This is a genomic window from Deltaproteobacteria bacterium, from assembly GCA_016210045.1.
Taxonomy (GTDB): Bacteria; UBA10199; UBA10199.
Window position 1 is genome coordinate 12971 of sequence record JACQUX010000011.1, and the last position, 11803, is coordinate 24773.

Genomic DNA, 11803 nt, shown 5'->3' on the forward strand with positions numbered 1-11803 from the left:
ACTATCAGTTCTTGATCCAACCCCGCCTATCTGCTAGGTCCGGGCATCATGGCTGCTGAGGTGCTAATCGCCCTCGCCTCCTGCGATAAGGAACGCGAGGGTTTATATAGTCAACCGATCTTAGGCGTGCCGCTCTTTTTGCGCAGCGTCCTGACATTGGCGGATAGCGGTCACAGCCATTTCGTCGTCGTCGCCCCGTTGGGACTGCGCCGCTCGGTCATACGCCTCTGGACCCGGTATGCCGCCGGGCGGGGTTTCAAACTCGATTTCGTGCCGCTGCAGAGTGGCGGTGGCCTAGCCCCGCGCGATCAGACCTTGCTCACCGAACTCTTGGCCGATCGCGTTTGTGTGCTGGACGGCCTCACGGTGGTCTCCCCACGCTGGGCACGAGAAGTCTTGCGACCAGGTCTCACGTATCACCGCCCGCTGGCCGAAACCGCGCGCGTCCTCTCTCGCGAGCACTTGCTCCACGCGCTCTCCGACGGCACACTCGTGACCGCACTCGACACGACGCATTCGTACTGTCAGCCTGGGCTCTCGTGTCGCATCACCGCAGCGGGGCAAATCGGCATCCTCGAACATTTTCTGTGTGAACTGCTCCGCATGGGCGCAAATGGGCTCATTGCACGGCACGTCAACAAGCGACTGTCGATCCCGTTGAGCCGGATCTTGGCACGGTGGCGTGTCAGTCCGCATGCAATTACGGTCGGCAATATGCTGATCGGCCTGGCCGCCGGGATCGGTACCGCGGGCGTCACCTACTTCGGGCTGTTAGTGGGCGGCGTGTTGTTTCAAATCGCCTCCATCATGGACGGCTGCGACGGCGAAGTGGCGAAACTGACCCATCGCACCAGTCGTTTCGGCCAAGTGATCGACACCGCCAGCGACAACCTCGCATTGGTCAGCTTTTTCGTAGGCCTCAGTATCCATCACTTTCGCGTCTCCGGCGATTGGCGCTCCTTCCTCTGGGGTGCCGCGATGCTCGGCGGGCTTGGCGCGTTGCTGGGCATCCTGATCCCGTTCCTGCGCCGCTTTTCCAATTCCGCGAGTTTGGCCACGTTTGATCGGGAATATATGGAGCCATTGGCCCGTCGTCTCCCGCCGATCCTGGCCGGCGGATTGCGTGGGATCAAAGCGATCTTTAAGAAAGAATGGTTCTCGCTCTGCTTCTGCCTGATGGCCATGGCCGGCGTCTTGCCGTTGGCGTTGCCCATTGTCGCCATCGGCAGTTGGCTGGGGGTCGTGGCCGCGTTCTGGGTCCCGCGCCTCCCGTCGATTCGCCGCAGTCTGGCGCGGACAATTCCTGACGCGGCAGCGGACCTCGAGACCGATTCCGGCATGGCGACGGCGCGGGCCATTGCTTTGTAATCCAGCAAGGACGCATCTTCTATGTTCGATCCCAAACCCGCATTGCATCTCCCTCAAAGCCTACACACGCCTGTGGCCACGACAATGGCACAGGAGCAATCGGTTTGGATCTTCGACCTCGACGGCACATTAATCGACTCCATGACCGCATTTCGTCATTTGGCCGGTGAATTAATCGCAGCGCACTACGGCGTCAGTCCGACGGAGGCGGAGGAACAATATCGCCAAACCTCGGGGCTGCCGTTCGTGGAACAAATGCAGACGCTCTATCCGGATCATCCCAACAACGCCGAAACGGTTGCAACCTTCGAGCGACGGAAACTGGACTATTACGCGCAAGCGCGGCCATTCCCCGATGTCTTGCCAGTCTTGCAAATTTTAGCGGAACGCGGCGATTTTTTAGGGATCTCGTCGAACAATGGACAGGCGTTAGTTGAATCGATGGTCGAGCGCTGGGAACTCCCGATCCACATCGTCTGCGGCTGGCGCAATGGCGTCGGCAAAGGCATTGCGCACTTCGCCACGATGCGCGCCTTCAGCCAGGCCGCAGACGACGCGATGACCTTCGTCGGCGACTCGCTACACGACGCCGCATTGGCGTTGCAGCACGGCCTCGGATTCACCGGCCGCGTCGGGACATTTGCGGCCGGCGAATTTCACCATCGGTACCCCGGCGTGCGGGTCATCCGCTCGTTGCGGGAGCTCCTCTCGTGAAGGCACTCGTGCTGGCCGCCGGCCTTGGTAGTCGACTGCACGACCTGACACGCGATCTTCCAAAGGCGTTAGTGCTGCTGCATGACGAACCGCTGTTGGGACACGTATTGCGCTGGCTCCGCGGCAGCGCGACCATCGAGTCGATCGGCGTGGTGGCTGGCTTTCACGCCGATCTGGTGCGCGGCTGGCTGGCGAGTCATGCCCCCGACGTCCAGCTCTTCGAAAATCCGGAGTATCGGGCCGGGAACTTGTTGACCCTCTGCGCGGCGCGCGACTATGCCCAAGGCGATCTCCTGATCTGTAATGTGGATCACCTCTACCATCCCGCGATGCGGGCGCAGATGATCACGCCAGCGACCCATATCACCGCCATCGTCGACCACGATCGGACGCTCGGTCCCGATGACATGAAAGTGACGCTCGATGGCCACGGCCGCCTCGCGGCGATCCATAAGACCTTGGCGACTTGGGATTGTGGCTATATCGGGGCCACACAAATCCCCGCTGCGTGGCAAGCGGCGTATTGGCAGGCGGTGGCCCAGACACAAGCGCGGCATGGCACACTAAGTTGCGTCGAATGGGTGTTGGGCGAATTGGTCGCAACGAACGTGCCGGTCCACGTGATGGACGTCAGTGGTCATGGCTGGGTCGAGATCGACGAACCCGCCGACTTGCGCCGCGCCGCCGACTTCCTGCGCCAGCGCCCACCCCGCCCCCCTCTATGAAGCGGCTCCGCCTCCTCTTACTCGTGCTCGGCTTCGCACTGTTTCTACATCTGGTGCAGCGAATCGGCTTTGCGACGGTCTGGACACAGCTGCGTCGGATCGGATGGTGGCTGCTGCCCATTGGGGTGCTCGGCGTGCTGTGGCACTGGCTACAGGCCTGGGCCTGGCAACGCATCTTGCGCCAACGGCGCCGCATCGCGCTCAGGTCACTGTATCTCATTAAAGTTGTCGGCGAGACGATCAACACCATTACGCCCGCCGGTTTTTTGGGCGGCGATCCGATGCGGATCTATTTGTTGCGCCGTCACCTCCCCTGGATCTTCGGAACGGCGTCGGTCGTCATCGATCGCACCGTGCAGGCCATGGCCACGTTGGTCACAATCGTGATGGGCGTGCTGCTGATCTACTGGCGCATCCCCCATCTGCCGATGAACATGCGCTATGGACTGCCGATTGTCCTCATTATCGCGTGCGCATTCATTACGTATATTTTCCTGCATCAGCAGCACGGTTTTTTTGGTTTCGGATTGCAACTCCTGAAGCGCTTCAGGATTCGCCGCCATATTGCGCCCCAGCGCGTGGAACAGGTCGAAGAACTCGACCGTCGGATCGCCGAATTTTATCGACACGATCCTTCCGGATTTTGGCTCGCCCTGCTGCTCCATTGGGCGGGACGCATGCTCGGCATCGTCGAGATCTATTGGATCGGTCACGCCGTCAACCCATTGTTCGGTTGGCCGGAGGCGTTCATCCTCGGCGCATTAGCGCCGCTCATTAATCTCGTCTTTTCGTTCATTCCGGGAGCCTTCGGCGTCATGGAGGGCGCATTCAGCGGAGCACTGTATTTAATGCACTTGCCCCCGGCACTCGGCGTGACGATTCAGATCGTGAAGCGACTCCGCTCCGGTCTATGGATCTTGCTTGGATTTGTCTGTTTGAGTCTGCAAGACAAACGCGGAACGTAAGTTCAACGTTTATTCCCATTCAATCGTGCCGGGCGGCTTCGAGGTGACGTCGTAGACCACGCGATTGATCCCGCGGACTTCGTTGATGATCCGGCTGCTGATTCGGCCGAGGACTTCGTACGGGAGTTGGGCCCAATCGGCTGTCATGCCATCTTGGCTGTGCACGGCCCGCACCGCCACCACGTGTTCGTAGGTCCGTTGATCGCCCATCACGCCGACGGTCTTGACCGGCAGCAGCACACAAAAACTCTGCCACACATGCGTGTACCAGCCGGCTGACTTGATTTCTTGCATCATCACATGGTCGGCGTCGCGCAACATCTCCAGCCGTTCTTGAGTAACGGCGCCGAGGATACGGACCGCCAACCCAGGACCGGGGAACGGTTGCCGATCGATGAATTCATTCGGCATCCCCATCGCGCGGCCCAGCTGACGGACTTCATCTTTAAAAAGTTCCCGCAGCGGCTCGACGAGTTTGAGGCCCATTTTGTCGGGGAGTCCGCCGACATTGTGATGGCTCTTGATCGTGGCCGAGGGTCCTTTGAAGGAGACCGATTCGATTACATCGGGATAAAGTGTTCCTTGGGCCAGATAGGCGACGCCCGGGATCGCCCGCGCCTCTTCTTCGAAGACGGCGATGAACTCGCGCCCGATGATCTTTCGTTTCGTTTCCGGATCGTCCACGTCGCGCAATTTTTGCAGAAAGCGCTCCGCCGCATCGATGCGTCGGATCTTAATTCCAAGGCGTTCTGCGAAGAGTCGGGGGATTTTCGTCGATTCATCTTTGCGCAATAATCCGTTGTCCACGAAGAGACAGACCACTTGATCGGCCAACGCCCGATGCAACAACGCCGCAAGGACTGAGGAGTCGACACCACCGGACACTGCGCAAACGACGCGCGCGGTGCCGACCCGCTCTCGAATCTCCCGCACCGCGCGTTCCAGGAACGATCCGATCGACCACTCGCGTGCACATTCGCAAATTTGGAACAGGAAATTGTGGAGAATCTGCGTGCCGGGAACGGTGTGCAACACTTCCGGGTGAAACTGGAGTCCGTAACAACGCCGCTTCGGATCGGCAAACGCCGCGACTTCGATGTCCGTCGAGCGCGCGATCCCAACGCATCCCGACGGCAGCGTTTGCACATGATCGCCGTGACTCATCCAGACGGTCTGCAGCCGATCGCCGATACCTTGCAACAACGGTTGCGTGGTTTCAAACTCCACGGTCGCCCGACCATACTCGCGCCGCGTACTGCACGCGACCGCGCCGCCCAGTTGTTGCACCATGGCCTGCATGCCATAGCAGACGCCTAACACCGGGAGGCCGAGTTGCAGCAATGCGGGATCGAGGCGCGGCGCATCGGTGTCAGTGACCGAGGCCGGTCCGCCCGACAAAATCAACCCTTGCGGGGCAAACGCACGGACTTGTTCGACGGTCCACGTGCACGGTTGGATCTCGGCGTACACTTGTGCCTCGCGCACCCGCCGCGCAATCAGCTGCGTATATTGCGACCCGAAATCGAGGATGAGTATTTTGTGCATTATTCCACCGAGTAATTCGGCGCCTCCTGCGTGATCGTGACATCGTGAACGTGCGATTCGCGTAATCCCGCAGCGGTGATCCGGACGAATCGCGCGCGCGTTCGCAACGCGGTGAGGTCCGGCGCACCGACATAGCCCATGCCGGACCGCAACCCGCCGACCAATTGATAGAGCATGTCGGCGAGGCGACCCCGATACGGCACGCGCCCCTCGACGCCTTCCGGCACCAGCTTGCCCGCCTCGCGCACATGCGCTTGGCCGTACCGTTCACGGCTCCCGCGCAGCATCGCGGAGAGCGACCCCATGCCACGATAGACTTTGTAGCTCCGTCCTTGATAGAGGACGCGTTCCCCAGGCGCCTCGTCCGTGCCGGCAAAGAGCGAGCAGATCATCACGGCGTCCGCTCCGGCCGCCAGCGCCTTGACGATATCTCCGGAATATTTGATCCCGCCGTCCGCGATCAGCGTGACGTGCGCGTCACGCGTGACGCGCGCACATTCGGAAACGGCCGTGAACTGCGGCATGCCGCAGCCGCTCACCATCCGCGTCGTACAAATGCTCCCTGGTCCCTGCCCGATCTTGATCGCCGTCGCTCCGGCACGCACTAACGCGGCCGCGCCTTCCGCAGTCGAGACATTGCCGGCGATCACTTCGACATCGGCATGCACGCGACGCAGCGCCTGCACGACGTCGCAGACGGCGCGCGTATGCCCATGCGCCGTGTCGACGCAGAGGATATCGACACCGGCGGCCAACAACGCGGCAGCCCGCTCCAGCCCGTCCGATCCGACGCCGATCGCCGCGCCCACCCGCAACCGGCCTTCGCTGTCTTTTGCCGCGTGGGGATAGGCACGCGCCTTTTCCACGTCTTTAATTGTGATCAGCCCCACGAGTGCATCGGCCCGACTCACCACCGGAAGTTTTTCAATGCGATGTTGATGTAACAGCGTAATCGCCGCCTGCAGCGTCACGCCTTCCGGCGCCGTGATCAGGCGCGAGCGTGGCGTCATCAGTTCGGCGACCGGCCGCGCAAAGTCCGTCGCGGCGCGGATGTCGCGATTGGTCAGGATTCCGACTAAATGGCCGTCGGCCTCCACGACTGGAAATCCGGAAATGTGGTGTTCGGCGCGAAGGTCGAGCGCACGCGTCAGCGGATCGGTCGGCTGCAACGTGACCGGTTGACGCACAATCCCGCTCTCGAATTTTTTGACCCGCGCCACTTTGGCAGCTTGTTCTTCGATCGACAGGTTTTTGTGAATAATACCGAGTCCACCCTCTTGCGCCATCACGATGGCCGTTTTCCCTTCGGTCACGGTATCCATCGCCGCACTCAAGATCGGGATGCCGAGCTGAATGCGGGCGGTCAGCTGCGTCTGCGTCTGGACATCCGCGGGGAGCAATGCCGATTCTTGAGGAACGAGCAAAACATCGTCGAACGTCAGGGCTTGCGGGAGAATGACCGGTTCCATGGTCGGCTCATATTCAGGAGTGGTGCTGCTGTCAAGGAGGTGACTGGTGGCTCGTGACTGGTGGCTGGGCAATGGGACTCACGTGGTCCGTTCCCAGTCACCAGTCACGAGCCACCAGTCACCAAAGAGCACCCACCGCCCCCCTTGATTTGCCGTGAATAGTACTCTTCCGCCTCATCCAGCGGAGTCGGTCCTGCCGCCTCGGTCCCAGCGTCCGCCGGCGCGGTCCCGCTCGACACGGCGGAGTTGGTGCCACTCAATTCGCACCGCTTCACGACCGCGTTGAAGGCCGCCGGAATTCCATTTGGATCATTCACCGGTGACAGGCCTTCATCGCGGTCCAGACAGCCATCGTTATCGCTGTCGTCATCGCGGGCGTTCGGGGTGCCATCACAATCGACATCGAGCAACGACGCCGGCGGCGCACAACCGGCGCCGTTATTCAGCACATCACGGGTCAGATCGGGCATCCGGTCGCCATCCAAGTCGCCGGTCACTTCGACATAGTCGGGAATCCCATCCGCGTCCGAATCTTTGGTCGAAGGGTCGGTCTCCTCCGGATCGAGCCAGCCGTTGTGATTTGCGTCTTCGTCGCCATCGGCGATTCCGTCGCCATCGGCATCGGGTTTCAACGGATCCAGCGCGCGCACGTTGTCAAAATTGCTCCCTGCGCTCTGCAACCCCATACAATCGGTGCTCGCCGCGAACGGATTGATTTCGCCGACCTCCAACCCGTCGCTCAGCCCATCGTCATCGCTATCGCAACCATTCGGCAGCGTCCCGAAGGTGCGGACTTCCGCCGCATCGGCAATATGGTCTCCGTCGGTATCCGCCCGCAGCGGATCCGTCTCCGCGGCTCCCAACTGGCCATCCGCATTCTTATCACCCTCATCGCCATCCGGCAGCCCATCCCCATCCGAATCGGTCAGTCGCGGATCGGTCTCCAGCCACTCCGGTGTCCCCGTGCCGAGCAACGCCGTCGCCGCCTCGGCCGCCACAACCGGCTCCTTGGTATTTCGACGACCATCGCTATTGGTGTCTTCAGCCCCATCGCGTAATCCGTCGCTATCCGTATCCGGATTGGTCGGATCGCTCCACGTGGTGGGATCGGTATCGAAGACTGCGGTCGCGTTGTCCGGCGTGGCTGGTTTGCTCGAGTCCCACGCCGTGGCGTTGCCCATTTGGCTCAATTGCGCGTCACGGAAGGCATTGAGGCACGCGGGCGAAAATTCCACGCGCGGCCGCGCCAACACGGAACCCGGTGTCGGTTCCCATGCCGGCATGTTCTCAGCACTCATTCCGAGTTCCACGCCATCCGGCAGGCAGTCCCCGTCCGAGTCGGGATTGCGCGGATCCAAGCCACGCAACTGGCTCAACGCCAATCCACCACTACCGTTCCCGCGCAACAGTTCCGCCACATGCCCGATCAATAACCGCTCTTCACCGTCGCTGACGCCGTCGCCATCGGAATCGGCCAGCCGCGGATCGGTTTCTTGCACATCCACAAGGCCGTCGTGATTCGCGTCTTCTTCCGCATTGCTAATTCCATCCCGATCCCAATCCGCCGATTGCCGCGTATCCAACGGCACGGCAAACGGTGACGTATTGCCATGCTCCACATCCACCACTGTTGCCGTCAATACCGGGGACGTCACGACATCCCCTTCCGGCGTTTTGATCGGCAGCGGCAGATGCATCACGAACCGTCGCGTGGTGCGATCGATTTGGTCCGTAGTCGCCAAATAATAGCGTCCTTGGCCCCGCGTGCCGCTGTGATTCAGATAGATCTCAACACGCAACGTCGAAAAATCGAGCTGGGCATCGGTCCAGACCGGATCCACTTCGACGGGCCGACTGATATTCCCGACCACGACGAGTTCGGCATCGGTTACCGGCGAAACCGCGACGAGATCGACCGGCGGCGGCAGCGGATGCGTGCTGACTTGAATGCCTTCCCCATCCGGCCCGCCATTTTCCCAAAACCGCGTGGCCGTGACATGGGCCGTATGCCACGCATCGGCTGGAATGGCGTTGCCCTGCGCCCGCGCACACGCCGCAGCGACGGATTCACTGCGCAGCAACAACCCCGCCTTGGCATTGTGCGCAATCGTCATTTCATGGACATGGACATTGAAGGCATTAATGATCACGCCCTCGCCACCGTTGTCGTGGATCTCGCCGTGCTCCAACTGGGCCCGCTCCCCACTCCGATACTGCAAACTCTGACACGCAGTAATGCCCCCATCTTCACTCACCATCACGCCGGGACCCCGATTTTCCGCGACTTCCCCCCCGACCATTTGAACGCGGCGCCCCCGAATCAATACCGCCGGACGACCATCCGGATGCGCCGCATCCGCGACGCGCCCACTGGCCAGAACCCGCGTTTGCAGCACCGCGCCATCATCCGCTTCAATCGTCAACGCAGTCTCCGGGAAGTGCGACAGCGTGAGTCCGTCGAGGATCACATGCCCCCCGCTCCCCTCCACCACTACACCACGACCGCCGGCCGCCAACCGCTCGCCGCGAATCCGGACCACGGTTTCAGGCGCCACTCGCAGGATCAGCGGACGCCCACCCCGCCCGTGCAACGCCGGCAACGCGGTCTCCAACACGATCTCCATCGATTGGTCCCAATAAATGACGTGAAAGTCGGGAGCGGTCTTGAGATAGTCTTTGTACTGTTCGCGCAACCCGGCATCATTACTGACACATTCGCCCCGCTCCGTTACTGCCTCGACCCGCGCGCGGAGGCTCCCCTCTCCCCGATCCGCGGCTGACGTCACGCGGCACGGATCCGCATGGGCCAGCGCGGACCCAAGTAGGCAGAGCAGCCCCACGGTTCCGCAAATTTGCATTTTGCAGTTTGCACTTTGCATTTTGCATTTCCTATCAGAGCGCATCTTCTCCTTATTCGGCGGCCCACGGAAAAAGTTGCTTGAATAGGAGTGACTTTCCCATCCCCCTCACCTGGCGCTGCGCGCCACCCTCTCCCCGTCGGGGCGAGGGGAAATTAGGAAGTCACTCCTATTCAAGCAACTTCTTGGCGGCGCGACCGATAATAAGAGTGATGGGTAATCGCATTGTCATCTTTCATGGCTGTAGCGCCGCTGGGCAACCGCGGGAGGTCCCGGAGACCCGGGACCCACGCACGGGGTCCCGTTGGGTCGATGGCGACCTGAAGGCCTGGACTAATTGGGATGGCACCAGCTCGACACTCCTCTTCGATCATGGCAAGCAGACGGAGTTTCTCAGTACGAAAATCGATCGCTCCGAAGACGTCTACGTCTTTATCCCGCACGACGGCACGGCCTTCGACGAAGCACGCCATGTCTTCATCGAGACGCCCGGCAAATCGCTCGACCAGTTCAAACGCGCGATGTGTCCGCAGGCAAAGGCCCCGGAACCGCCACCTTCCGCACCCGGAGCACTCACGATCCCCGGGCTCGAATTCACGGTGCATGGCCTCGCGCTGCGGATGGAAAAAAACGAAACGAAAAAGGTCTTCACGCCCCACGAACTGCTGCTGACGACACCAGACGGCACGACCGTCCGCTATCAAGGCGGGAGCATCACCGTGCTGCGGCAAGAAAGACGTTTCGCGATCGGGTTCAAGGGATTTTGGCGCGTCTCCGATGATCCAGACGTCGCTGCGTATCCCAAGCAACTCCCCGACCTCCTGATCGCCACGTCACTCGACGCACGTGGGCCGGAGATCACTCAACTCGCGATCACCGATGACTTCTTGCTGGGACCGATCGTCCACTACCTGGCGGAAGAGGCCAAACTCCCACCCGCATCGATTCGCCGCTTGATCGACCTCGCGCAACAGTATGAAAAACCGATTGCCGAAATGCTCATGACCGCTTGCATTGCGTATCTTCGCAATACCGTCGTCGGGCCCGAGCCGTGGAAACGTTGGTTCGGAGACGCGCGGGAGGGGAGCACGCTCTCGCAGCACCTATTAAGGCACGGAGTAATCTACCCACCCCTGCAAGACCTGCTCGACAACGCAACCACGCAGATCTCAGTCAATCCATACCGCTTGGAAGCCGCTATCAAAACTCTGCTCTTAGTGGCCCCGGACCTCGATCGCGCTACCGACGAGCGGACCCGATTCGGCGTCTATCTCGACTACCTCCATAAGACCCGCCCGCAACTCAATGCGCAACGGCTCATCGCGATTGCCGAAGAGCACCACAAAGATCCCGTCGCACTCCTGCAAGCCGCGTGCTTCAACGTGATCCGGGAGACGGCCATTGCACAATACCCCGAACTGGCGAAGACGGGGCTATTCAACGGCGTCGCCGATTACGCCGCGTTGCAAGACGTATTCAAGACGAAAATCACCAATCCGAAAGTCATCGAGGTCTTGGTGTTGCAGCGGTTGAGTCAGTTGTCGGAACACGCTCCCGAACCGAACGATCCTCCCGACCCGCCCGCGTCCCGTCCCGACCCCGAACGCCCGGCCGAGGCCCCGGCAACAGACACCCCAAAGTCCACCGGCCTGGCCGATGCCTTCGCTACCGACCATATTCTTGAGCAAGACCGTTTCGCGCGGATTATCGCCGCACCGACAGCGTTCCCCTTTGGCGACCAGGAGGCAGTGGCCTGCTTCGTCAAGACCGCGGGAGCCCGACGTCCGCTCCTGAAAGCCCTCCTTCTAGAGTCGGCCCGGGCACTACAGACCACACCGGGAAAGATGCGGTACGTCGCCATCCTCGTCGAGCAGGGGATTGCGGGAGACGGGGCGCGCAAGGCCTTTCTTAGCGATCTGCAAGACGCCGGCGGGGATGTCGGCCGTGCCCAATTCGGCCGGATCGATTTCATTGATTTCTATCTCGATGCCCGACCGGTCCACGGCCGTCTCAAACGGGAATTCAAGGGAGCGATTGGCGTTATCCTGGTCCCGCGACCGGCTTGGCAGAAAAGTCAAAACGCGCGATCACTCTACGAGGCCGCGATCGAGAAACTCGGTTCGTATCCGGAAGAAGGCTACGAAGTCAGGCCGCAGTAA

General features: G+C 61.1%; 8 protein-coding genes. 5 read left to right on the forward strand and 3 right to left on the reverse strand.

Going from position 1 to position 11803, the window contains the following annotated elements; translation table 11 throughout:
• The first annotated feature begins 48 nt into the window (after positions 1-48).
• From HY696_03400 to HY696_03415, 4 genes are all read left to right on the forward strand, one after another.
• Positions 49-1368 (forward strand): CDP-alcohol phosphatidyltransferase family protein, encoded by a 1320-nt coding sequence (locus HY696_03400; GenBank protein MBI4237450.1) that lies wholly within the window; start codon positions 49-51, stop codon positions 1366-1368.
• A 72-nt stretch (positions 1369-1440) separates the two neighbouring features.
• Positions 1441-2082 (forward strand): HAD family hydrolase, encoded by a 642-nt coding sequence (locus HY696_03405; GenBank protein MBI4237451.1) that lies wholly within the window; start codon positions 1441-1443, stop codon positions 2080-2082.
• A complete protein-coding gene (locus HY696_03410; protein MBI4237452.1) occupies positions 2079-2807 on the forward strand; it encodes an NTP transferase domain-containing protein in 729 nt (242 codons plus the stop codon). Before HY696_03405 ends, HY696_03410 begins: the two co-directional genes overlap by 4 nt.
• Positions 2804-3772 carry a flippase-like domain-containing protein gene (locus tag HY696_03415; protein ID MBI4237453.1) on the forward strand — a complete coding sequence of 323 codons (969 nt, stop codon included), beginning with the start codon at positions 2804-2806 and terminating at the stop codon, positions 3770-3772. The genes HY696_03410 and HY696_03415 overlap by 4 nt, the downstream gene beginning before the upstream one ends.
• A gap of 9 nt (positions 3773-3781) precedes the next feature.
• Here the strand turns inward: HY696_03415 and guaA are convergent, their stop codons facing one another.
• The 3 genes from guaA to HY696_03430 form a co-directional block, all read right to left on the reverse strand.
• Positions 3782-5317, reverse strand: a complete 1536-nt coding sequence (guaA, locus tag HY696_03420; GenBank protein MBI4237454.1) for a glutamine-hydrolyzing GMP synthase — start codon at positions 5315-5317, stop codon at positions 3782-3784.
• Positions 5317-6786, reverse strand: coding sequence for an IMP dehydrogenase (gene guaB / locus HY696_03425; GenBank protein ID MBI4237455.1), 1470 nt, complete (start codon positions 6784-6786; stop codon positions 5317-5319). The genes guaA and guaB overlap by 1 nt, the downstream gene beginning before the upstream one ends.
• Positions 6787-6890: 104 nt before the next feature.
• The gene (locus HY696_03430) at positions 6891-9665 is read right to left on the reverse strand and encodes a hypothetical protein (protein MBI4237456.1); all 2775 of its coding nucleotides are present in this window, start codon (positions 9663-9665) and stop codon (positions 6891-6893) included.
• Between the two features lie 191 nt (positions 9666-9856).
• On the opposite strand from HY696_03430, the gene HY696_03435 reads away from it, so the two are divergent.
• Positions 9857-11803 carry a hypothetical protein gene (locus HY696_03435; GenBank protein MBI4237457.1) on the forward strand — a complete coding sequence of 649 codons (1947 nt, stop codon included), beginning with the start codon at positions 9857-9859 and terminating at the stop codon, positions 11801-11803.